We start from the raw sequence: 22,514 nt of genomic DNA on the forward strand, positions 1-22,514 counted from the left end.
CTCGAAGCTCGGCGATCTCGGCCCGTACGGCAAGCAGGTCGTGCAGTTCTACACGCAGACGAAGACGGTCACCGCGCGCTGGTTCGACGATGATGCGACGGTCGGCGGCGTGAACACGACGATCGCGCTGCGCTGAGAAGGCGCATGGGACCCGACCAGGAGACCTGTACATGGAAATTGCATTCATCGGACTCGGCAACATGGGCGGCCCCATGGCCGCCAACCTGCTCAAGGCCGGTCACGCACTGACGGTGTTCGACCTCGACACGAACGCGGTCGACGCCGCACTGCGTGCAGGCGCGACGGCCGCCGCCTCGCCGCGCGACGCAGCCGCCCGCGCGTCGCTGGTGATCACGATGCTGCCGGCCGCGCAGCACGTGCGCTCGGTCTATCTCGGCGACGACGGCGTGCTGGCCGGCGCGCGCGCCGGCGCGACGTTCATCGACTGCAGCACGATCGACCCGGACACCGTGCGCGCAGTGGCGCAAGCCGCCGCGCAACGCGACTTCCCGCTCGCCGACGCGCCGGTGTCGGGCGGCACCGGCGGCGCGCAGGCCGGCACGCTGACCTTCATGGTCGGCGCGACCGACGCGCTGTTCGAGCGGATCCGCCCGGTCCTGCTCGACATGGGAAAGAACGTCGTGCACTGCGGCGGCACCGGCACCGGGCAGATCGCGAAGATCTGCAACAACCTGCTGCTCGGCATCTCGATGATGGGCGTGTCGGAAGCCATGGCGCTTGGCGCCGCGCTCGGCATCGATCCGGCCGTGCTGGCCGGCATCATCAACACGTCGACCGGCCGCTGCTGGAGCGCGGACACCTGTAACCCGTATCCGGGCGTCAACGACGCGGCACCCGCCGCGCGCGGCTACGCGGGCGGTTTCGCCGCGAACCTGATGCTGAAGGATCTCGGGCTCGCGACCGAAGCCGCGCGCAGCGCACGGCAGCCGGTGTGGATGGGCGCGCTCGCCCAGCAGCTCTATCAGTCGATGAGCCAGCAGGGCCTCGGCACGCTCGACTTCTCCGCGTGCGTGAAGCTGTACGAGGCGCAGCCCGCGTAACGCCGTCGACAGACGTGCGCCGACCCGCGATGCCGGTCAACGGCGTCGCGGGTCGCTTCACATTCGGCGCAACGCAGGCGCTTTTACCCGCGCGGGTTCGACGCCGTTTCGAAGGTCGGATGGCACTCGAACGCGAGCTCGGAACGCGCGTCGACGCGGCGGCCGGCGGTCACCGACTCCTGCTTCAGGCTCGCGCGCATGCCGCGCTGCGTACAGTAATGGGTGGCTTCGCTGACGGCTTTTTCATGAGCGTCGGCCCACGTCGTCGACACGCCGAGCGTGCGCGTCGTCACGGTGAAGACATTCGGGTTCGACGTCGCGGTCACGTCGGAAGCGGTCGAACACGCGGCGAGCAAGCATGCAGCAGCCGCGATGGTCAACCATCGCAGGGATCGAAAAGGCACAGGGATGGACATGAGGGGCAAGCGCACGTCGATTCGACGGCATTGAGCAACATAGGCGACAGTATGCCTGCCCGATCGCCGCGGATCATGCCCTTTTCGATGAACACATTGTTTCGAATGGTTAAACGATGGACCTCCGCGGCAAGATTTACGGCCCGCGACGCGCCGTCGTTGCTCGATGTGTCGCTTTTTCCGGGTGCCGTGCGGTTGCGGGCCATCAGCCGCCCCGCCGCCGCCGACGGTTCGGCCTCCTCGACGCGGCCACTCCCGGCCGCGCCCCGCGTTCGACGATACGCGGGCAAGCGGCCTGTCCGTCAGTGCGCGCGCGCGTGCCGGATTCTCGCCGATGCCTCCTCCAGCCCGCGCCACGCCGGTTGGCCGGGCGCATAACGCGCGCGGATGTACGCGGCGAGCTCGGCCATCTGCCGGTCGTCGAACGCGTCGCGGAAGCCCGGCATGTAGCCGAGCCCGTCGGTCGCGGGATGATCGATGCCGTTGTGCAGCACGCGCAGCAGGTTGTCGGGTGCCGCCTGGCTGACGCTCGTGTTCAGCCCCATCAGCGGACGCACGCCGAAATGCCCGACGCCGCCCGATTCCGCGTGACAGACCGCGCACGCGGCATCGAACGCGCGGCGGCCGCTGTCGAGACCGAGCGTCGCGACCGCGGCCGCGCCGTGTGCATGGCGGGTCGCCGCATCGGCGGCCGCGGCGGCATCGACGGATGGCGACAGCGATGCCAGATAGTGCGCAATCGCGCGAACGTCCGACTCGGGCAGCGATGCGAGCCCCGCGACGACGGGCGCCATCGGCCCGGCCGCGACGCCGTGCTGCGCGGAAAAACCGGTGCGCAGGTAGTCGAACAGCGCGCCTTCGGTCCACGGCACCGGCGACGCCGCCGATGCGACGAGCGGCGGCGCGACCCATCCCTCGGCCTCGCCGCCGGCCAGGTACGCGCGCCCGCCCTGCTCCGCGCCGAGCGCGTTGCGCGGCGTGTGGCACGCGCCGCAATGCCCGGCACCGTCGACCAGATACTTGCCGCGATTCCACTGCGCCGAGCGCGCCGGGTCCGCCGCGAACGGCCGCGCGTCGTGAAACAGCCAGTTCCATCCGGCGACGAGGCGCCGCTGGTCGAGCGGGAACGGCAGCGTCGTCTTCGGCGGCGCATGCTGCACCGGCGGCTGCGCCATCAGGTACGCATAGAGCGCGAGCAGATCGGGCTCGCTGAGTTTCGCGAATGCGGTGTACGGGAACGCCGGGTACAGGTGCGTGCCGTCGCGGCCGATGCCTTCGCGCATCGCGCGCGCGAACGCCGGATACGACCATGCGCCGATGCCGGTTTCCGGATCGGGCGTGATGTTGGTCGTGTAGATCGTGCCGAACGGCGTGTCGAGCGCGAGACCGCCCGCGTTGGTCGCACCGCCGGGCGCGGTATGGCACACCGCGCAATCGCCGGCGAGCGCGATCAGGCGGCCGCGTTCGAGCGTCGCCGCGCTCCACATCGCGCTGTCCGCGCCGCCCGGGGAGACCGGTGCGATCGCCGCCGGGCCCGGCAGGATCGCGCACGCGAGCCCGATCAGCCCGCCGACCACCCCGCCCGCGCCGCCGCCGGCCAGCCAGCGGCGCCAGCGCGACGATGTGCGACGCGGCGCGCCGGAACGGCGTTCACCGACATCCGCCGGCGCCGGCCGGGCCAGCGCGTCGCGAATGCGCGCCGCGTCGAACGGCGGCGCGCGGAACCGCACGCCCGTCGCGTCGTACAGTGCGTTCGCGATCGCGGCCGCGGCCGGCGCGGCCGCCTGCTCGATCCGTTGTGCGTCGCAGGCCGACAACGACTGCGCGTCGCGCGCGCCGGGCGCCGCGTCGTCGAACGCGACGAGTTCGTGCGCGATCGCGTCGGGACGGACCTCGGCACCGGCCTCGTCATGCGCCGGCCGCGCGGACAGCCGTGCGCCCATCACGCGCGACACCGCCGCCTCGATCTGCCAGGCAGGCAGGCCCGCCATCGACGGCTGCCCCGGCTCGCCCGTGCCCTGCCCGGCGACGACGCGCCGCACCGCGACGTCGCCCGTCGTGCGATCGACGTCGAGATCGACGACCCACGCCGACCAGTGCGGATCGCTGCCACGGCCTGCGTCGGCTTGCGGGTTGTCGTCTGCGGGTGGCGCGGTGAGCGCGCTTGCACCGTCGAATGCGAAGCCGCGCCCGCTGAGACGGTCATGCGCGGGTGCCGGCCCGCGCGCCGCGACCGGCTTGCCCCACGCGGCACGTTCGCTGACCATCCGGATAATCTCGCGCGGCCCCGCATCGCGCGACGCATCGAGATGCTGCAGACGCAATGCAACCGGATCGCGCGTCAGCGTACCGGCCAGTTCGTCGACGAACGATTCGCGCGCGAACGCGTGGGCGTGGCCGGGGATGGCGTGGTGAGCGTCGGCCATCTCGATCGACGTCTGCGCATGTCGATAGACGAACGGCGTCGACGGCGCGGACACCCTGCCTTCCGACGCCGTCGCGCGCTGCACATCCGGCGTCGCACCGGCTTGCGCGCGATACCGCCACGTCGTCATCCGCCCATCGGCGGCGGCTCGGGTTTCGACCTCGAACGAGGCCGGCCCGCGTGCATCGCCGGTCGGCCATTCATAACGGGCGCGATGGGTGCGGGCCGCGCCGTCCGCATGCGGAGCCGAACCCTCAAGCACGTCATCGCGCCGCACCTCGCCCGCCTCGGCTTGCGGCTGCGCCGGCACGCTCGGGTCATGCTTCATCGCCGTCGCCCCGCAGATAACGCGCGGCCCGATGCACCGCGCGAATGATCTCCAGATGCGTGCCGCAGCGGCACAGATTGAAGCGCAGCGCGTCGCGGATCGCCGCGTCGTCCGGCGCCGGATTGCGGTCGAGCAGCGCCTTCGTGCTCATGATCATCCCGTTCAGGCAATAGCCGCATTGCGCGGCCTGCTCGTCGATGAACGCACGCTGGATCGGATGGGGCGTGTCGCGCGAGCCGAGCCCTTCGAGCGTCGTCACGTCGCGCCCGTTCGCGGCGGCGGCCGGCACGACGCACGAACGCGTCGCCTGTCCGTCGACCAGCACCGTGCACGCGCCGCATTGCCCGAACCCGCAGCCGTACTTCGGGCCGTTGAGCGCGCAGTCGTTGCGCAGGACCAGCAGCAGCGGCGCATCGGGTGCGGCGGCGTCGAACGTGTGCGGCGTGCCGTTCACGCGAAACGCGAGCGGCCGCGACGGGGAAGCGGGATGGGACATGAATGGATCCGGAAGGCGGGGCGCGGGCCGGAAAAGCGGTCGGCTGGCGAGCCAACCGGCCGGGACCGGCGGCCGGCGGCAGGCACGGCCGCCAGCTCGCGACGGCCGGCGTCGCGCACATCGCTCACGTATAACACGCCGAAATGCACGCGTACCGCCACATCGATCCGCGCGGATGCGCGACGCGGCGGCGGCGCGGCGCCCGGCGCGGACACCGCGCGGCGCACGCGTCAGGCCACCGCCGCCATGTTGCCGCGCGACGACGGCGACGGCGACGGCGACATGAGCGGCACGTCGAACACGTCGTAGCCGAACACCCACGACGGATCCTCGTTGGTGCGCAGCCACGTGTTGTTGTGCGACACGAGCTGCACCTTCGACGCGCGCGCCGCGCGATTCGCCTCGTACAGCGCGAACGCGCCCGCATGATCGCCGATGCCGACTTCGTCGAGACAGCGCGCGAGCATCGCGGCATCCTCGATCGCCATCGCCGCGCCCTGCGCCATGTGCGGCTTCATCGGATGGCACGCATCGCCCAGCAGCACGAGACGGCCGCGACTCCACAGCGGCAACGGGTCGCGTTCGAGCAGCGGCCACTTGGTGATCGACGGCGACACGTCGATCAGGTGCTGGATGTCGGCGTGAAAACCCGCGAACGCGTCGCGCATTTCGTCGCGGCTGCTGTCGACCATCGACACGCCTTCCGGCCACTCGGCCTGCGGCACGCCGGTCACGTAGTAATACTCGTCGCGCTTCTCGGTCACGTAGTAGACCATCATGTGGCGATCCTCCGACCACCACTTCACGCACATGTCGTACGGCTTGTTGCCGAGCAGCGACGCCGGGAACACCGCGCGATGCGCGACGTAGCCCGTATAGCGCGGCGGCTCCGCACCGAGCAGATGCTCGCGGATCCGCGAATTCACGCCGTCCGCGCCGATCACGATGTCGGCCGTCTCGACGCTGCCGTCGGTGAACGTCAGGCGCACCGCATCGCCGGTGTCCTCCACCGAGGCGAGCCGCTTGCCGAAGCGGATCGTGCCGGGCGTCACCGCGTGCGTCATCAGCGCGTGGAAATCGCCGCGATGCACGGTCAGGTAGCGCGCGCCATAGGTCTTGCGCGCGTAGTCGCCGAGCGGAATCCGCGACAGCACGTCAGCCGTCCGCCAGTCGCGGCTGTACCAGCAATCCGGATGCGAACCCATCGCCTCCAGTGCGTCCTCGCAGCCGATGCGCCGCATGATCTTCATCACGTTCGGGCCGAGATGGATGCCTGCGCCGAGGCGCGAGAACGCCGGCGCCTGCTCGTACAGCGCGACGTCGTAGCCGCCGCGCTGCAGCAGCGCAGCTGCGGCCGTGCCGCCGAGACCGGCGCCGATGATTGCGATACGGGGTTTGCTCATGCGGATCTCCTGATCGTGAGCCCGGCGCCGAACGCGGCACGAGAACGGGCGGATTGAATGGCGTTTATGTAGCGTACACACTCAATTTATTCAGGACAAGCGGATTGTTTTCGGCAGCGGAGGCATTCGGGAAAACACCAATAATTCCATATAAAATCCGCGTCAAAAAACGAGAAAAATCCGGCGGCCCGCTTTTTGACCCATTGTCATTTTCAAATGTACACACTAGACTTTGCTCGACATCAGGCGATCTCGCGCCAGCGCGCCGCCCCACCCTTACCGACACGGAGCCTCCCGTCATGAGCAAGACCTACCGCATCGGCCAGATCGTGCCGAGTTCCAACACGACGATGGAAACCGAGATTCCCGCGATGCTGCGGTTGCGCGAAGCGATCCGGCCCGAGCGCTTCACGTATCACTCGAGCCGGATGCGGATGAAGAAGGTCGTCAAGGAAGAACTCGCGGCAATGGATGCCGAATCCGACCGCTGCGCGGTCGAACTGAGCGATGCGCGCGTCGACGTGCTCGGCTATGCGTGCCTCGTCGCGATCATGGCGATGGGCCACGGCTATCACCGCGTGTCGCAGGCGCGCCTCACGAAACACACGGCCGACAACGGCGCGCAGGCGCCGGTGCTGACGAGCGCGGGCGCACTCGTCGACGCACTGAAGGTGATCGGCGCGAAGCGCATCGTGGTGGTCGCGCCGTACATGCTGCCGCTGACCGAGCTCGTGGTCGACTACATCCGCAACGAAGGCTACGAAGTGATCGCGTACCGCGCGCTCGAGATTCCCGACAACCTCGACGTCGGCCGCCACGATCCGGCGCGCCTGCCCGACATCGTGAAGACGCTGCCGTACCAGGATGCCGATGCGATCGTGCTGTCCGCGTGCGTGCAGATGCCGTCGCTGCCGGCCGTCGCGAAGGTCGAGGCGATGACGGGCAAGCCGGTGATCACGGCCGCGATCGCGACGACCTACGCAATGCTGCGCGAACTCGATCTCGAACCGATCGTGCCCGGTGCCGGCGCGCTGCTGTCCGGCGCGTACTGAACGCCGCCGCCACCTCGGAGTCTCGCCATGTCCTCGACTTTCCTGTACGGCGCGAACGTCCGCGCCAACGGCATCCGCCAGCATTACCTGCGCTACGGCGGCGCATCGGGCCCGCGCGCGGCGCGCCCCGCGATCGTGCTGATTCCCGGCATCACGAGCCCCGCGATCACGTGGGGCTTCGTCGGCGAAGTGTTCGGCGCGGCGTTCGATACCTACGTGCTCGACGTGCGCGGCCGCGGGCTGTCCGACGCGTCGCCGTCGCTCGACTACCGCCTCGATGCGCAGGCCGACGACATCGCTGCGCTCGTCGTCGCGCTCGGCCTGCCGCGCACGAGCCTCGTCGGTCATTCGATGGGCGCGCGGATCGCCGCGCGCGCGGCGCGGCACGCCATCCGCGGGCTCGAATCGGTCGTGCTCGTCGATCCGCCGGTGTCGGGCCCGAACCGCCGCGACTATCCGGGCAAGCTGCCGTGGTACATCGACTCGATGGCGCTCGCGCGTGCCGGCACCGACGCCGAAGGCATGCGCGCGTTCTGCCCGACCTGGACCGATGCCGAGCTGCAACTGCGCGCCGAATGGCTGCATACCTGCGACGAACGCGCGGTGCGCGCATCGTACGAAGGCTTCCACACCGACGATTTCCACGCGGACGCCGCGCAACTGGCCGTGCCGTCATTGCTGATCACGGCCGAGCGCGGCGACGTGGTGCGCGACGACGACGTCGCCGAACTCCAGCGCGCGACGCCGTCGATGCGGCACGTGCGCGTGCGCGATGCCGGCCACATGATTCCGTGGGACAACGCGGCGGGCTTCTACGCGGCGTTCGGCGACTTCCTCGGCGCGCCGCTCGCGGCCTGATTCCGCTTCATCTCTTCTTTCCTTCACGCCTTTACCGGAGCCGACGATGCCAGTCAGCGACACTCAACTGATCGACGCGTGGAAGCAGGTGCTCACGCTGTCGCGCCTCGAACCGGGCCAGACCGTCACGATCCTGACGAGCGCGGCCACCCATCCGCAGACGCTGTCGTGCGCGCTGATCGCGACGCAATCGATGGGCGCGGTCGTCAACCGGCTCGACCTGCCGCCGGTCAACGGCGAGAAAGCGTTCAGCCGCGACCCGCTCGCGTATCTCGGCACGACGCCGCTGACCGGCAACCGCGCCGCGATCGCCGCGCTGCGCGAGAGCGACCTCGTGCTCGACCTGATGACGCTGCTGTTCTCGCCCGAACAGCACGACATCCTGAAGTCCGGCACGAAGATCCTGCTCGCGGTCGAGCCGCCGGAAGTGCTGGTGCGGATGGTGCCGACGCTGGCCGACCGCACGCGCGTGCTCGGCGCCGCGAAAAAGATCGCCGCCGCGCGCGAGATGCGCATGACCTCGGCGGCCGGCACCGCGCTCGTGTGCCCGCTCGGCGATTTCCCGCCGACCGCCGAATACGGCTTCGTCGACGCGCCGGGCCGCTGGGACCACTGGCCGAGCGGTTTCGCGCTGACCTACGCGAACGACCGCACCGCGCGCGGCACGATCGTGATCGACCGCGGCGACATCCTGTTGCCGCAGAAGCACTACGTGAGCGAACCGATCGCGCTGACCGTCGAAGGCGGTTACGCGACGCGCATCGAAGGCGGCGTCGACGCGGACCTGCTGCGCGACTACATGGAAACCTTCGCCGATCCGGAAGGCTATGCGATCTCGCACATCGGCTGGGGGCTGCAGCCGCGTGCGCGCTGGTCGACGCTCGGCCTGTACGACCGCGAGGCGACGATCGGGATGGATGCGCGTGCGTTCGAAGGCAACTTCCTGTTCTCGCTCGGCCCGAACAACGAAGGCGGCGGCAACCGCACGACCACCTGCCACATCGACATCCCGCTGCGCCGCTGCACGGTCGAACTCGACGGCGAGACCGTCGTGCGCGAAGGCCGCGTCACCGATCAACCCGCCTGACCGACGAGTCCCGACACCATGACCGATCTTTCCCATCACGCCGAAGCGGGCGTCTATCGCCAGCAGGGTTTCGGCACGCCGCTGCCGCCGCACGGCAACCTCGGATTGCTGATCGTCGACTTCGTGGTCGGCTTCGCCGATCCCGCGACGTTCGGCGGCGGCAACATCGCGCCGGCGATCGCGCGCACGACGCAGGCGCTCGCGCTCGCCCGCGCGCGCGGCTGGCCGGTCGCGCACAGCCGCATCGTGTACGCGGACGACGGCAGCGACGACAACGTGTTCTCGCTGAAGGTGCCCGGCATGGCGACGCTGACCGAGCACCATCCGAACAGCGCGATCGTGCCCGAGCTCACGCCGGCCGCCGGCGAACTCGTCGTGCGCAAGACCGTGCCGTCCGCGTTCTTCGGTACGCAACTCGCGCCGTGGCTCGCGCAGCGTGCGGTGCAGACGCTGCTCGTGGCCGGCGCGGTGACGAGCGGCTGCGTGCGCGCGAGCGTGGTCGACGCGATGTCGCACGGGCTCAGGCCGCTGGTGCTCGCCGATTGCGTCGGCGATCGCGCGATCGCGCCGCATGATGCGAACCTGTTCGACATGCAGCAAAAATATGCGGCCGTGATGCCGCTCGACGATGCAATCGCGGCGATCGACGCCGTGCGCGCGCGCTGAGCTGCCGCGTCGCGCCTGGGCGGCTTGGGCGGCCTGGAAGACTGCCAGGCCGGCGCCCATGCGCGATTGACGCTGTGGTTTTGGCGACCTAGATTGACCGCATGCGGCGTCGCGTCGCGTCGCTGCCGGCCGCGCCTTCCCCGACAGGACACCTCACCCGTGAACCGCTCCGAACTGCTTGCGCGCGACGGCTGCCTGACCGTGATCCGGCCGCCCGCGCCGCCCGTCAAGCCGGCGCCCGGCCAGCCGGGCAGCCTTTCGTCTTACGTCCCGGCGCAGCCCGAAGTGTTCGTCGCCATTCTCGACGACGGGCGCATCCTTGCATTCAACGGCCACGTCGACCTCGGCACCGGCATTCGCACGTCGCTCGCGCAGATCGTGGCCGAGGAGCTCGACGTGCCGGCCGCGCACGTGACGATGGTGCTCGGCGACACGGCCGCGACGCCGAACCAGGGCCCGACCATCGCGAGCGCGACGATCCAGATTTCCGCGACGCCGCTGCGCTGCGCGGCCGCGCAGGCGCGCCACGCGCTGCTGACGCTGGCCGCCGAGCGCTTCGGCGTCGATCCCGCACACCTGAGCAGCGCCGACGGGACGATCGCCACGTCCGCCCCCGCGCCAGGACAAGCCGCGACGTTCGCCGAACTCGTCACCGCGCGCCGCATCGCGCTGACGCTCGACCTGAACGCGAGCACGAAGGATCCCGCGCACTACCGGATCGTCGGCCAATCGTCGCCGCGCGTCGACGTGCCCGCGAAAGCCACCGGCCAGCTCACGTTCGTGCACGACATGCGCGTGCCGGGCATGCTGCACGGCCGCGTCGTGCGGCCGCCGTATGCGGGCCACGACAGCGGCGCGTTCGTCGGCACGTCGCTGGTCGACGTCGATCGCGCATCGGTCGCCGACGTGCCGGGGCTCGTGGCGGTCGTCGCGATCGGTGATTTCGTCGGCGTCGTCGCCGAGCGCGAGGAACACGCGATCCGCGCGGCGCGCCAGTTGCGCGTCACGTGGCGGCCGCATCCCGCGCTGCCGCCGCTCGACACGCCCGCGGCCGCGATCGCCGCCGCGCCCGCGCAACGCCGGCTGCTGCTCGACGAAGGCGACGTCGACGCGGCGCGCGCGCAACCCGACACGATCACGCTGTCGCGCACCTATGCCTGGCCGTTCCAGATGCACGGCTCGATCGGCCCGTCGTGCGCACTCGCCGACTACCGCGCGCCGGGCGACGGCCGGATCACCGTGTGGTCCGGCACGCAGAACCCCGTGTCGTTGCGCTACGACCTCGCGACGCTCGTCGCGCGCGACGAAGCCGATTTCGACATCGTGCGGATGGAAGCGGCCGGCTGCTACGGCCGCAATGGCGCGGACGACGTCTGCGGCGACGCGCTGCTGCTGTCGCGCGCGGTCGGCCGCCCGGTGCGCGTGCAACTGTCTCGCGCGGACGAGCATCTGTGGGAACCGAAAGGCGCCGGGCAATTGATGCAGGTGACGGGCACCGTCACGCGCGACGGCCATCTGCTCGGCTATGACTTCACGACGCGCTATCCGTCGAACGACGCGCCGCTGCTCGCGACGCTCCTCACCGGCACGATCGCGCCCACGCCGCGCGTGTTCGAGATGGGCGACCGGACAGCCGTGTCGCCGTATGCCAGCCCGAATCGGCGCTTCGTCTGCGAGGATCTCGCGCCGCTCGTGCGCGCGTCGTGGCTGCGTGGCGTGTCGGCGTTGCCGAACTCGTTCGCGCACGACGCATTCGTCGACGAATGCGCGGCGCTCGCCGGCGTCGATCCGCTCGCGTTCCGGCTTCGGCATCTGGACGACACGCGCGCAACCGAGCTGCTGCAGGCGGTGGCCCATCGCGCGGGCTGGGTACCGCGCGCGGGCCGCGAGCATGACGATGATGCGGCGCGCGTCGTACGCGGCCGCGGCATCGCCTACGCGCGCTACGTGCACAGTCGCTTCCCCGGTTTCGGCGCCGCGTGGTCCGCGTGGATCGTCGACCTGAGCGTCGATCGCGTGTCGGGCGAGATCCGCATCGAGCGCGTGACGGTCGGCCAGGACACCGGCACGATGATCAACCCGGACGGCGTGCGCCACCAGATCCATGGCAACGTGATCCAGGCATTGAGCCGCACGCTGAAGGAGCGCGTGCGGTTTGCCGACGGCAAGGTCGCGTCGCGCGAATGGGCGAGCTATCCGATCCTGACGTTCGACGAAGTGCCGGACGTCGACGTCGTGCTGATGCCGCGCCAAGGCGAGCCGCCGCTCGGCGCGGGCGAATCGGCGTCGGTGCCCGGGCCGGCCGCCGTCGCGAATGCACTGTTCGATGCGACCGGCGTGCGCTTCCATGCGCCGCCGTTCACCCCCGAGACGGTACGCGCCGCACTGCGCGAGGCCGGCCGATTGATGCCCGCGGCAGCACCCGCCGCCGCAGGCACCGTCTAAAGCAGGCTGGCGTCGCGTGCCGGACGGTGCCGCGCGTCAGGCGTCGCCGTCGGCCTCCATCATCTTGCGCAGCAGGTACTGCAACGCGACGCGCTCGCCCGGATTGAGCGGCCCGTACGTGCGCTCGGTCACCTGCCGCGCGAACGGCACCGTGCGGTCGATCAGCGCGAGGCCGGCCGCGGTCGCGCGCACGATCAGCTTGCGGCCGTCGTTCGGGTCGGGCAGCACCTCGATCAGCGCGCGCGTCTTCAATCGCTCGACCACCCCGCGGATCGTCGCCTGGTCAATCGCGGTCGCCTTCACGATGTCGTTCAGCGAACACGCCTGCTTTTCCTTGACCGCGCACAGCGCGACGAACTGCGCGGCCGTCAGGTCCGAATCGGGGATCGCTTCCTGAAAGATCGCAACGTGCCGCTGATAGGCACGGCGCAGCAGGTGGCCGACCTGATCGTGAAAGTCGTAGGAATCCTTGGAAGACGCCATGAAATGGGAGGCTCGCGCGGCATGAATGAGAATGGCAAGCAGTGTACACCCTCAAATCGCCGCGATCGATCGCGCGGCCGCCGCTTCGTTGCGGTGCGTCAGGGTTCATCGCGCCCTTCCTCCATCGCGCCTGACGATTGCCTGACTGCGTCGGCCCGCGCACCGACATCTCCCCTGCAGCGCCGGCGATCCGTGCCGCCCGGCGGGCCGTCTGGCGCACGTCTCCGCACCACCGACGCATTTTCGTGCACACACTCCACTTTTGAGCGCATACGCACGAATTTTGTGCTTGCTTGCGAGCGTGAAACGGCCATTCAAAAAGTGGCGACATTTCGTGAAAATCCCCTAAAAACATGGATATTTATCCGGCCAATCAACCGATCATGGCGCGTTCATTTTCATGCCTGTGCGATTCCGTATTTTCTAGTGTGTACGCTATGTAATTGGCGTGCTATACAGACTCCAGCGCGCGGCGAATCCACGCTCGCGTCGAACGGCCACCCACTCATCCGTCATATCTGAACAGGGGCAATCCCATGTCTACCGCACACCCGAGCGCCGCCGTCTCCGCCGACGACACGCTCAACGGCGCGCTCTACCGCAAGGTCACGCTGCGCCTGATCACGCTGTTCTGCCTGTGCTATTTCGCGGCCTATCTCGACCGCATCAACATCGGGCTCGCGAAGCTGCAGATGCTCGATGCGCTGAAGTTCAGCGACACCGTGTACGGGCTCGGCGCCGGCCTGTTCTTCGGCGGCTACATCCTGTTCGAAGTCCCGAGCAATCTGGTGCTGCAGCGTGTCGGCGCGAAGCTGTGGATCGCGCGGATCATGATTACGTGGGGCCTGCTGTCGGGCGCGACGATGTTCGTCCAGACGCCGACGCAGTTCTACCTCGTGCGCTTCCTGCTCGGCGCCGCCGAAGCCGGCTTCCTGCCCGGTGTGCTGCTGTACCTGACGCAGTGGTATCCCGATGCGCGCCGTGCGCGGATCGTCGCGCTGTTCATGGTCGGCCTGCCGCTGTCGAGCATGATCGGCAGCCCGATCTCCGGCTGGATCATGCGCGCGTTCGATGGCGCGCACGGGCTCGGCGGCTGGCAGTGGCTGTTCCTGCTCGAGGCATTGCCGTCGATCCTGCTCGGCTTCGCGGTGCTGCGCTGGCTGCCGAACAGCATCGAGACCGCGCGCTGGCTGAACGCCGACGAGAAACACGCGCTGCGCGCGAACCTCGACGCCGATCCGTCCGGCAACAAGAGCCATGCGCTCGGCCGCGCGTTCTTCGATCCGAAGGTCTGGGCGCTCGGCCTCATCGATCTGTGCGTGCTGCTCGGGCTGTACGCGGTGAGCTTCTGGCTGCCGACGATCCTGCGCGACACCGGCGTGAAGGACGCCTATCACATCGGCTGGCTGATGGTGATCCCGAACGCCGCGGCCGTGCTCGCGACGCTGTATTGCGGCGCGAGCTCCGACCGTGCGCGCGAGCGCCGCTGGCATATCGTCGTGCCGTTCCTGGTGTCGGCCGTCGCGCTCGCCTTCGCGGCCGCGTCATCGCACGGCACGCTCGCGACCGTGCTGCTGTTCTCGCTGGTCAACGCGGGCGCGGCCGCCGCGATGCCGGTCGTCTGGGCGTTGCCGTCCACGTTCCTGAAGGGCTCGGCCGCGGCCGGCGGGATCGCGTTCGCGTGCTCGATCGCGAACCTCGGCGGCTTCGGCAGCACCTACTTCATCGGCTGGCTGCGTGACACGTTCCATTCGCAAAGCGCGGGGCTGTACGGCTTCGCCGCGTGCATGCTGATCGGTTGCGCGCTTGCGCTCGCGTATCCGGCGAAGCTCGTGAACCGCTGATGCCTTCCTCCAGCGCGGCGATGCAATGTCGCCGCGCGCGATTGCACGACGTTCCGCATATCGGTGCGCACGCAACGGTATGCGGAAACGACCTCGCTCTACCCGTTCCGTTGCGCCAACCGTGCCGGTTGGCATGGCACACGCCGGTTGCCGTTTGGTTGCCGTTTGAAACACCTTTCCGGCGCACGTCATTCACACGCCGCCTCAGCCCCCGTCGCGCCGCCTTTTTTACAAATACCTGACCCGACGCGCGCGATCGCGCATCGCACATCGCCGCCTGCGCGTGCCGGATCCGCCGCCACACGGGCGCTCGGGCAGGTCCGGTCACGCAGGCACATCGCTTGCGGCATCCACGCGCCCGCCACCCCGGCGGACGACAATCCTTCCTTCAACCGGCGCTGCGCACCGCGTGACTCGTCGCGCGGCGACCCCGCATCGCAAACAGGTTCCCTGAACGAGAGGACGACAATGAAATCCATTCGAACGATAGTGGCCCTGTGCTCGGTCATTTCGGTGCTCGCGGCATGTGGCGGAGACGGCAACGACGTCGGCACCGAACTCGGCATCTCGAAACCGCAGGCGCGCTTCATCAACGCGGTGCCGGCCGGCCCGAACCTCGACTACTACCTGAATGCGAAGGTGGATGCGTCGGGCGTCGCGTACAAGGGCGTGACCCGCTATCACGACGTCGATTCGGGCACGCAGACCGCCAGCTACGACGTGTCGGGCACGACCGCGACCGTCGCGTCGCAATCGTTCAGCGCGGCGAACGGCCATCACTACACGACGATCGCGTTGCCGAGCACGTCGTCGGCGATCTCCGTGATCGACGATCCGTTCGCCAAGCAGCTGCTGTCCGACAAGGCGCGCGTGCGCAGCTTCAACGCATCGCCAAACGCGCAGAACGTCGACGTATACGTCGTGCCGCCGGGCACCGACATCACCGCACAAAGCCCGACGCTGGCAGGCGCGGCGTACCAGAACGCGGTGCCGGCGTCCGGTCAGGACTCCGTGTATCTGAGCGGCGGTACGTACCAGGTCGTCGTCACGACGGCCGGCAGCAAGACGCCGATCCTCAAGACCGCGCCGGTCGCCCTCAACAACAACGCAGACTGGCTACTGCTGACGATTCCGTCGGGCGGCATCGGCGACGTCACCCCGAATGACGTCCATGTGCTCGTCGCACAGGGCAACGACGCGGACACGTCCGCGCAGGAACTCGGCCCGCAGTAACCGTCATGACTCACGGCGGACCGCCGGCCGGCGGTCCGCGCCCCCCATCGAACCGCCGTCAGTCGATCCGCTCGAAGCGGATCACGTGCTCGGCTCGCGTGCCGTCGCCATGCTCGATATCGACGTCGCCGACATGCCGGACTCGCCAGCCCGGCCGCGTCGCGATCTGCGGAACATTGCCGCCCGGCCGGCTCTCGATGCCGCCGAGCCCTTCGTCGGGCGTATCGATCGCGTCGTCGAGCGACGCATTCGAGTAGATCACGTTGTCGTGCCACTCGGTCGCGCCGGTGCGCGCCTCCATGCCCTTGCCGTCGACGTCCACCGTGTTGTCCGTCATCGCCATGTTCGCGTTGTCGAGCGTGACGATCCGGCCGGCGGCGCGACGCACCGGGTCGCCGCTGTCGACCGCGTGCGCGTCCAGGTCGATCGCCGGCAGGCCGGTCGGCGTTTTCGCGGCGATCGCTTCCGGCGTCAGCGGCCGTTTCTCGACCGCGGCGGCGTGGGCGACCTCGGCGGCCTGGGTCGCCGCATCGGGCATGTCGCCGGCCGCCGGCGTCTTCACCGGGCTCTGCTCGATCTGTTCCTGCTGCTGTTTCGGGGTTGGATTCGATTCCGCGTTCTGCATCGCACCTCCTGTTCCGGACGGCGCGCGCCGGCGTGAGGCGGCCGGCGCCCGTCCGGGAATCGCTACAACGGTCCTTGCAAATCTTTCACGCGCGCGGCATCGCCCCCGCGCGTCTCGAGACGCGCGGGGCAGCCGGCACGCGCCCACGGCGGCACCCGGGCGACGCGCCCACGCACGCCGCGGGCGCTGCCGGTGTGCGCCGCTCAGCCGCCGCTCGCGCCCGCCGGGCTGGAAGCCGCGCCCGGCATGCTCGCCGCGCCGCCGGTCGTGCCGCTTTCGGCCCCGCTGCCGGCCGCGCCGCTGCTCGGCATGCCCGATGGCGCGGTGGAAGGCGCCGGCGCCATGGTGCCCGTGGCGCTCGTGTCCGAACTCGCACCGGTGCCGGTGTCGCTCTCGCTCTTTTTCTGGCAACCCGCACCCGCCGCCAGGCCGGCGATCAGGATGCCGGCGAAGACGGCTCGCGATACGTGACGAATGGAATATCGCTGCATGACACCTCCGCTGATGTCGATGTGGATGGAACCCTTCGCGGCGCAATCCGCGTGCCTCGCTGCCGATCTCGCCCCATTCATTTTTCAAATGACGCCCAGCCGAATATTTAATTTCCCATCGTCGTGGACGCCGCCCATACTCGCGAACAAATCCGAGACATAACGAACGTCCAAGGCGGCAGGGCCAGCGCTGCGAGCATACGCGGCCGGTTCGCGCCCCTGCACATGGAAGGAGACACCTGCGTGCAACTGGAAGCTACCCACCGCCCGGGCATCGTGCTCGGCGCGGGCGACGCCTCGCATCGAACCGACACGGCCGCGCACGATCCGGCGCTGAGCCCGCGGCTGCACAATCCCGACCTCGCGCCGACCAAGGCCGAGGGCCGCACCTGGGGCCGCTACAGCATCTTTGCGCTGTGGACCAACGACGTGCACAACATCGCGAACTACTCGTTCGCCATCGGCCTGTTCGCGCTCGGCCTGTCGGGCTGGCAAATGCTCGCGTCGCTCGCGATCGGCGCCGTGCTCGTGTACAGCTTCATGAACCTCACCGGCTACATGGGCCAGAAGACCGGCGTGCCGTTCCCGGTGATCAGCCGGATGAGCTTCGGCATCTATGGCGCGATGCTGCCCGCGATGATCCGCGCGGTGATCGCGATCGCATGGTTCGGCATCCAGACCTATCTCGCATCGGTCGTGCTGCGCGTGCTGCTCACGGCGATCTGGCCGGGCCTCGCCGCGTTCGACCAGAACGCGATCTTCGGGCTGTCGTCGCTCGGCTGGATCACCTTCGTCGCGATCTGGCTGGTGCAGATCGGCATCCTGACCTACGGGATGGAAACGGTCCGCAAGTACGAAGGGCTCGCCGGCCCGGTCATCCTCGTCACGACGCTGTCGCTCGCCGCCTGGATGTTCAGCCGCACCGGCGGCCATCTCGCGATGTCGATCGGCAAGCCGATGACGGGCCTCAAGATGTGGACCGAGGTGTTCGCGGGCGGCTCGCTGTGGCTCGCGATCTACGGCACGCTGGTGCTCAACTTCTGCGATTTCGCACGCTCGTCGCCGAGCGCGAAGACGGTGCGGGTCGGCAACTTCTGGGGCCTGCCGGTCAACATCCTGGTGTTCGCGACGATCAGCTTCGTGCTCGCCGGCGCGCAGTTCAAGCTGAACGGCCACATCATCCACAGCCCGACCGAAATCATCGCGACGGTGCCGAACAAGCTGTTCCTCGTGCTCGGCTGCCTCGCGTTCCTGATCGTGACGGTCGCGGTGAACATCATGGCGAACTTCGTCGCGCCGGCGTTCGTGCTGACGAGCCTCGCGCCGCATCGCCTGTCGTTCCGCCGCGCGGGCCTGATCAGCGCGACGATCGCCGTGCTGATCCTGCCGTGGAACCTGTACAACAGCCCGATCGTGATCGTCTACTTCCTGTCCGGCCTCGGCGCACTGCTCGGCCCGCTGTACGGGATCATCACGGTCGACTACTGGCTCGTGCGCAAGCAGCGCGTGAACGTGCCCGATCTGTACACCGAAGCACCGACCGGCACCTATTTCTATACGCGCGGCGTGAACCGCAAGGCGCTCGCGGCGCTCGTGCCGTCCGCGCTGATCTCGATCACGCTCGCCGTCGTGCCGGCCTTCGGCGCGATGACGCCGTTCTCCTGGCTGCTCGGCGCGGCCATCGCGGGCACCGTGTACTGGCTGACGGCCGATCGCAAACGGCAATACGAGGAGCGTTCGGGCGAGCCCATCGCGGTCGCCTGCGCTCAACACTGAAACACATGCATACGGAGTCGCAATGAGGATCCTGGTAGTCAACGTCAACACGACCGAATCGATCACCGACGCGATCGCCGCGCAGGCGCAGGCCGCCGCGTCGCCCGGCACGGAGGTCGTCGGGCTGACGCCGCGCTTCGGCGCGGAATCGGTCGAAGGCAACTTCGAGAGCTACCTCGCGGCGATCGCCGTGATGGACCGCGTGCTGAGCTACGACGAACCGTACGACGCGGTGATCCAGGCCGGCTACGGCGAACACGGTCGCGAAGGGCTGCAGGAACTGCTGACGGTGCCCGTCGTCGACATCACCGAAGCGGCCGCGAGCATCGCGATGCTGCTCGGCCATCGCTACTCGGTCGTCACGACGCTCGACCGCACGGTGCCGCTGATCGAGGATCGCCTGAAGCTCGCCGGGCTCGACGCGCGCTGCGCGTCGGTGCGCGCAAGCGGCCTCGCGGTGCTCGAACTCGAGGAGAATCCGGCCCGCGCGATCGAGTCGATCGTCGACGAAGCGCAGCGCGCGGTGAGGGACGACCACGCGGAAGTGATCTGCCTCGGCTGCGGCGGCATGGCCGGCCTTGACCGGCAGATCGAGGAATGCACGGGCGTGCCCGTCGTCGACGGCGTGTCGGCCGCGGTCGCGCTCGCCGAATCGCTGGTGCGCCTGAAGCTGAAGACGTCGAAGGTGCGCACCTATGCGCCGCCGCGTCCGAAGCGGATCGTCGGCTGGCCGGGCACCTTCGTCAAATGACGGGCCGCGCACACGCGTAGCGACATGCGGGACGCACCGGAGCCGAACGGCCTTCCCCTCGACGCATCCGGCGCCACGGGCGCGCTCGACGTGCTCGACGCGCGGCTGATGCGCATCCTGCTCGTGCTGCTCACCGAGCGCACCGTGTCGCGCGCGGCCGTGCGCCTGAACATGTCGCAGCCGGCGACGAGCGCCGCGCTCAAGCGCCTGCGCACGCTGCTCGGCGATCCGCTGCTGGTGCGCAGCCGCTACGGGATGGTGCCGACCGAGTTCGGCGCGCAACTGATCGAGCCGCTGCGCAACGCGCTGCGCGTGATCGACTTCATCCGCATCCAGCAGCCGACCTTCGATGCGCGCACGTCGGTGCGCACCTACCGGATCGGCTGCCCCGATTACCTGAACGTGCTGTTCGTGCCGAAGCTCGTCGCGCTGTTCCGCGAACGCGCGCCGAACGCGCAGCTCGTGTTCCACCCGCTCGGCGACGGTTTCGACGACGAGCGTGCGCTCGCCGACGGCGAACTCGACGTCGTGATCGACAACCGCCCTGCCCGCCTGTCGCGCTTTCGCCAGGACGACCTGTTCGACGATCGCGTCGTGTGCCTGATGCGCGCGACGCATCCGCTCGCACGGCGCGGCACGATGACGGCCGACGACTTCGCGCAGGCCGCGCAGCTGTGCCCGACGCCGTCGTGGCTCGAGGCGTCCGGCGCGATCGACCGCCAGCTCGAACGCGTCGGCCTGCGGCGGCGCATCGTCGTCACGCTGCCGCACTTCGAACTCGCCGCGCATGCACTCGTGCGCTCCGACCTGATCCTGACCACCACGTATCGACTCGCGCGCCACTACGCGAAGCTGCTGCCGCTCGGCGCGGTCGCGCTGCCGGCCGAGCCGCCCGACATCGTGTACCGGATGACGTGGAACGAATCGGGATCGTGCGTCGACGGCGTGCGCTGGCTGCGCGGGCTGATCGCCGAAGCGACGTGCAGCTGGCTCGATGCGGAGGCCGCGCAGCCGGCCGTCACGGCGATTGCCGCGAACGCGGACGCGCGAACGACTGCGCCGGGCGCCGGCGACGCACCCGAACCCGCGCGCCGCACACGCCGCCGGCAGGCCACGCATTGCGGCACATCGCAGCAGCGTCGCGTCGCGCGAGCGGCGCGCCTTCATCGCATCCCGGCGAAGTCGCATTGAATCACGCCGCTGCGCGCCGGGTAGCGCGCGCGACACCGCGCGGCCGTATCACCCGTGCCGCGCGATCGCGAGCAGCACCGACGGCGAGACGATCGAACCAAGCGTCGGCGGCAGGATCGTGCGCGACGTCATCTGCGCTTCGCGCCCGTAGAACTCGGCCAGCATGTAGGGCCTCGTGCCCCGCATGAAACCGGAACGCGCAAGCCTACGGTTCCGTGGCGTCGCATGCAACGGCCGGCGCAGGCGTTGCCGCGCGCATCACGCGTCGCGCATCGGTTGCGTAAGCAACTTGTATGCAACGACTGCGGCAGCGAGCGCGAGCCCGCCGCTCACCGTCAGCGCCACGGCGAACCCGCTCGCGAAAGCCGCCGGCGCCGCGTCCGCGAGCGTGCGCGCGGCCGGTGGCGGCACGCGCGCAAGCGCCTGTGCGAGATCGCCGGCCAGCAGGCTCGACATGAACGGCGCATCGACGAATGCCCTCACGCCGGGTGCGGCGGACAGCAGCCGGTCGAGCTGCGCATGCGTACTCGTGGCGAGCACCGCACCCAGCACGCCGACGGCCGTCACGATCGCCGAGAAGCGCGTCGTCGTGCTGATGCCCGACGCCATCCCGGTGCGGCTCGGCGGCACGCATGCCATGATCGCCTTCTGCGTGTCGCCGTTCATGATGCCGGCGCCGCAGCCGGTCACGAACATGCCGAGCGCGACGAGCCGGTAGTCGCCGCCGGCCGTCAGCGCCGCCGTCGCGAGATTGCCCGCGCCGATCAGCGCGAGCCCGCCGGCCAGCACGCCGCCGGACGACACGCGCGCGGCGAGCCTGCCGCCAAGCGACGGCCCGGCGATCATCGCGCACGCGAACGGCAGCATCCCGAGCCCCGCGTCGATCGCCGACATCCCGAATGCGTTCTGCAGATACAGCGGCAGGAACGTCATCATCACCTGCGCGCACGCCGCATAACCGAACATCGCGAGCACGGCGCCGACGAAGCGCGGCTGGCGGAACAGCGCGAGATCGATCATCGGCCGCGCCTGCCAGCGCTCCGCGCCGATGAACGCGGCCAGCAGCGCGGCGGCGAGCGCGAGCAGGCCGAGCGTCGCGGCCGACAGCCAGCCGTGCGACGGCGCGCCGATCAGCGCCGCGATCGCGCACGCGAGCGCCGCGCCGAACAGCAGGCTGCCGGCGGCGTCCACCCGTTTCGCGTGCGGATCGCGCGACTCGTCGATCGCGACGCGCGCGCCGGCCGCGAGCAGCGCGCACACCGGCAGGTTCAGCAGGAAGACCCAGCGCCAGCCGATCCACTGCGTGATCGCCCCGCCGACGAGCGGCGCGNCATCCCCCAGATCGCCCACGCACGGGCCCGCGCGTGGCCGTCCGGGAAGCGGTTCGCGATCACCGCGAGTGCGGCCGTCAGCAACAGCGCGGCCCCGCCGCCCTTCACCGCGCGCGCGGCAATCAGCCAGCCGGCCGACGGCGCGAGCCCGCAACCGAGCGACGCCAGCGCAAAGAGCGCGAGCCCCACGCCGAGCATGCGCTTGCGCCCGAAGCGGTCCGCCAGCCCGCCGGCCGGCAGCAGGCACGCGGCGAATGCGGTCATGTACGCGCTCACGACCCATTCGATCTCGGCGAAGCTCGCATGGAAGCCGCGCGCGATGCTCGGCAGCGACACGGCGACGACGTTCGTGTCGAGCACGATCAGCGCGCACGTCGCCGACGCGACCGCGAGCGTCGCGGCGGCCGGCAGGCGCGTGCCCGCACGGGCGGCAGCGGGCGCGCCTGCGCGCGACGCGGGGGAAGACTGCGACATCGATGGCTCCGGAATGGAAGGACGAACCGTATGCTAGGCTGGGCCCGTATTGCCTGTCATTGACACACCGATGCAGTT

At 69.6% G+C, this 22,514-nt stretch carries 18 protein-coding genes and 2 pseudogenes; 12 read left to right on the plus strand and 8 right to left on the minus strand.

All coding sequences use genetic code 11. From position 1 onward, the window contains the following. Positions 1-170 precede the first annotated feature (170 nt). Entirely contained in the window at positions 171-1,061 is an 891-nt protein-coding gene (mmsB, locus tag ACTJKF_RS00005) for a 3-hydroxyisobutyrate dehydrogenase (protein ID WP_440621492.1), read from the plus strand. Between the two features lie 83 nt (positions 1,062-1,144). Here mmsB and ACTJKF_RS00010 read toward each other — a convergent pair whose 3' ends face one another. From ACTJKF_RS00010 to ACTJKF_RS00025, 4 genes are all read right to left on the minus strand, one after another. Continuing rightward, positions 1,145-1,477, minus strand: coding sequence for a hypothetical protein (locus tag ACTJKF_RS00010; RefSeq protein WP_440621494.1), 333 nt, complete (start codon positions 1,475-1,477; stop codon positions 1,145-1,147). A gap of 302 nt (positions 1,478-1,779) precedes the next feature. Next, complete coding sequence (locus ACTJKF_RS00015; protein ID WP_440621495.1) at positions 1,780-4,230, minus strand: c-type cytochrome; 2,451 nt, start codon at positions 4,228-4,230, stop codon at positions 1,780-1,782. Continuing rightward, positions 4,220-4,726: a (2Fe-2S)-binding protein gene (locus ACTJKF_RS00020; RefSeq protein ID WP_440621496.1), complete on the minus strand. Its 507-nt coding sequence runs from the start codon at positions 4,724-4,726 to the stop codon at positions 4,220-4,222. Before ACTJKF_RS00020 ends, ACTJKF_RS00015 begins: the two co-directional genes overlap by 11 nt. A gap of 230 nt (positions 4,727-4,956) precedes the next feature. Next, positions 4,957-6,129: an FAD-dependent monooxygenase gene (locus ACTJKF_RS00025; RefSeq protein ID WP_440621497.1), complete on the minus strand. Its 1,173-nt coding sequence runs from the start codon at positions 6,127-6,129 to the stop codon at positions 4,957-4,959. Positions 6,130-6,428: 299 nt separating this feature from the next. Between ACTJKF_RS00025 and ACTJKF_RS00030 the strand changes: the two genes are divergently transcribed. From ACTJKF_RS00030 to ACTJKF_RS00050, 5 genes are all read left to right on the plus strand, one after another. Further along, complete coding sequence (locus tag ACTJKF_RS00030; protein ID WP_322025896.1) at positions 6,429-7,181, plus strand: maleate cis-trans isomerase family protein; 753 nt, start codon at positions 6,429-6,431, stop codon at positions 7,179-7,181. A 27-nt stretch (positions 7,182-7,208) separates the two neighbouring features. Continuing rightward, the gene (locus ACTJKF_RS00035) at positions 7,209-8,039 is read left to right on the plus strand and encodes an alpha/beta fold hydrolase (RefSeq protein WP_440621498.1); all 831 of its coding nucleotides are present in this window, start codon (positions 7,209-7,211) and stop codon (positions 8,037-8,039) included. A gap of 46 nt (positions 8,040-8,085) precedes the next feature. After that, entirely contained in the window at positions 8,086-9,126 is a 1,041-nt protein-coding gene (locus ACTJKF_RS00040) for a 2,5-dihydroxypyridine 5,6-dioxygenase (protein WP_440621499.1), read from the plus strand. Between the two features lie 18 nt (positions 9,127-9,144). Continuing rightward, positions 9,145-9,792 (plus strand): isochorismatase family protein, encoded by a 648-nt coding sequence (locus tag ACTJKF_RS00045; protein WP_440621500.1) that lies wholly within the window; start codon positions 9,145-9,147, stop codon positions 9,790-9,792. A gap of 159 nt (positions 9,793-9,951) precedes the next feature. Then, positions 9,952-12,237 (plus strand): molybdopterin cofactor-binding domain-containing protein, encoded by a 2,286-nt coding sequence (locus tag ACTJKF_RS00050; RefSeq protein ID WP_440621501.1) that lies wholly within the window; start codon positions 9,952-9,954, stop codon positions 12,235-12,237. 36 nt (positions 12,238-12,273) lie between these two features. Here the strand turns inward: ACTJKF_RS00050 and ACTJKF_RS00055 are convergent, their stop codons facing one another. Then, positions 12,274-12,720, minus strand: a complete 447-nt coding sequence (locus ACTJKF_RS00055) for a MarR family winged helix-turn-helix transcriptional regulator (protein WP_124488416.1) — start codon at positions 12,718-12,720, stop codon at positions 12,274-12,276. Between the two features lie 536 nt (positions 12,721-13,256). On the opposite strand from ACTJKF_RS00055, the gene ACTJKF_RS00060 reads away from it, so the two are divergent. Further along, on the plus strand, positions 13,257-14,564 hold the full coding sequence (locus ACTJKF_RS00060) for an MFS transporter (RefSeq protein ID WP_440621502.1): 1,308 nt from the start codon (positions 13,257-13,259) through the stop codon (positions 14,562-14,564). A 468-nt stretch (positions 14,565-15,032) separates the two neighbouring features. After that, positions 15,033-15,797 (plus strand): DUF4397 domain-containing protein, encoded by a 765-nt coding sequence (locus ACTJKF_RS00065; RefSeq protein WP_440621503.1) that lies wholly within the window; start codon positions 15,033-15,035, stop codon positions 15,795-15,797. Positions 15,798-15,855: 58 nt separating this feature from the next. Here the strand turns inward: ACTJKF_RS00065 and ACTJKF_RS00070 are convergent, their stop codons facing one another. After that, positions 15,856-16,422, minus strand: coding sequence for a DUF3005 domain-containing protein (locus ACTJKF_RS00070; protein ID WP_440621504.1), 567 nt, complete (start codon positions 16,420-16,422; stop codon positions 15,856-15,858). Between the two features lie 192 nt (positions 16,423-16,614). Here ACTJKF_RS00070 and ACTJKF_RS00075 point away from each other — a divergent pair, with 192 nt between their 5' ends. The 4 genes from ACTJKF_RS00075 to ACTJKF_RS00090 all read left to right on the plus strand — a co-directional run bounded on the left by ACTJKF_RS00075 (position 16,615) and on the right by ACTJKF_RS00090 (position 20,631). Continuing rightward, a complete protein-coding gene (locus tag ACTJKF_RS00075) occupies positions 16,615-16,893 on the plus strand; it encodes a hypothetical protein (RefSeq protein ID WP_440621505.1) in 279 nt (92 codons plus the stop codon). A 245-nt stretch (positions 16,894-17,138) separates the two neighbouring features. After that, entirely contained in the window at positions 17,139-18,689 is a 1,551-nt protein-coding gene (locus tag ACTJKF_RS00080) for an NCS1 family nucleobase:cation symporter-1 (RefSeq protein ID WP_440621506.1), read from the plus strand. A 22-nt stretch (positions 18,690-18,711) separates the two neighbouring features. Further along, positions 18,712-19,440 carry an aspartate/glutamate racemase family protein gene (locus ACTJKF_RS00085; protein ID WP_440621507.1) on the plus strand — a complete coding sequence of 243 codons (729 nt, stop codon included), beginning with the start codon at positions 18,712-18,714 and terminating at the stop codon, positions 19,438-19,440. A gap of 24 nt (positions 19,441-19,464) precedes the next feature. After that, positions 19,465-20,631, plus strand: a complete 1,167-nt coding sequence (locus tag ACTJKF_RS00090; RefSeq protein ID WP_440621508.1) for a LysR family transcriptional regulator — start codon at positions 19,465-19,467, stop codon at positions 20,629-20,631. Between the two features lie 48 nt (positions 20,632-20,679). Here the strand turns inward: ACTJKF_RS00090 and ACTJKF_RS00095 are convergent. After that, positions 20,680-20,811: pseudogene (locus tag ACTJKF_RS00095) on the minus strand (AEC family transporter); the annotation flags it as partial. Positions 20,812-20,889: 78 nt separating this feature from the next. Further along, a pseudogene (locus ACTJKF_RS00100) lies at positions 20,890-22,436 on the minus strand (MFS transporter). Positions 22,437-22,514: the final 78 nt, after the last annotated feature.

The organism is Burkholderia sp. 22313 (genome assembly GCF_052045245.1).
Taxonomy (GTDB): domain Bacteria; phylum Pseudomonadota; class Gammaproteobacteria; order Burkholderiales; family Burkholderiaceae; genus Burkholderia.

Bases quoted from the DNA above. Each gene is read 5' to 3' on its own strand.
- mmsB (WP_440621492.1), top strand. From the start codon at position 171: ATGGAAATTGCATTCATCGGACTCGGCAACATGGGCGGCCCCATGGCC.
- ACTJKF_RS00010 (WP_440621494.1), bottom strand. From the start codon at position 1,477: ATGTCCATCCCTGTGCCTTTTCGATCCCTGCGATGGTTGACCATCGCG.
- ACTJKF_RS00015 (WP_440621495.1), bottom strand. From the start codon at position 4,230: ATGAAGCATGACCCGAGCGTGCCGGCGCAGCCGCAAGCCGAGGCGGGC.
- ACTJKF_RS00020 (WP_440621496.1), bottom strand. From the start codon at position 4,726: ATGTCCCATCCCGCTTCCCCGTCGCGGCCGCTCGCGTTTCGCGTGAAC.
- ACTJKF_RS00025 (WP_440621497.1), bottom strand. From the start codon at position 6,129: ATGAGCAAACCCCGTATCGCAATCATCGGCGCCGGTCTCGGCGGCACG.
- ACTJKF_RS00030 (WP_322025896.1), top strand. From the start codon at position 6,429: ATGAGCAAGACCTACCGCATCGGCCAGATCGTGCCGAGTTCCAACACG.
- ACTJKF_RS00035 (WP_440621498.1), top strand. From the start codon at position 7,209: ATGTCCTCGACTTTCCTGTACGGCGCGAACGTCCGCGCCAACGGCATC.
- ACTJKF_RS00040 (WP_440621499.1), top strand. From the start codon at position 8,086: ATGCCAGTCAGCGACACTCAACTGATCGACGCGTGGAAGCAGGTGCTC.
- ACTJKF_RS00045 (WP_440621500.1), top strand. From the start codon at position 9,145: ATGACCGATCTTTCCCATCACGCCGAAGCGGGCGTCTATCGCCAGCAG.
- ACTJKF_RS00055 (WP_124488416.1), bottom strand. From the start codon at position 12,720: ATGGCGTCTTCCAAGGATTCCTACGACTTTCACGATCAGGTCGGCCAC.
- ACTJKF_RS00060 (WP_440621502.1), top strand. From the start codon at position 13,257: ATGTCTACCGCACACCCGAGCGCCGCCGTCTCCGCCGACGACACGCTC.
- ACTJKF_RS00065 (WP_440621503.1), top strand. From the start codon at position 15,033: ATGAAATCCATTCGAACGATAGTGGCCCTGTGCTCGGTCATTTCGGTG.
- ACTJKF_RS00070 (WP_440621504.1), bottom strand. From the start codon at position 16,422: ATGCAGAACGCGGAATCGAATCCAACCCCGAAACAGCAGCAGGAACAG.
- ACTJKF_RS00080 (WP_440621506.1), top strand. From the start codon at position 17,139: ATGGAAGGAGACACCTGCGTGCAACTGGAAGCTACCCACCGCCCGGGC.
- ACTJKF_RS00085 (WP_440621507.1), top strand. From the start codon at position 18,712: ATGAGGATCCTGGTAGTCAACGTCAACACGACCGAATCGATCACCGAC.
- ACTJKF_RS00090 (WP_440621508.1), top strand. From the start codon at position 19,465: ATGCGGGACGCACCGGAGCCGAACGGCCTTCCCCTCGACGCATCCGGC.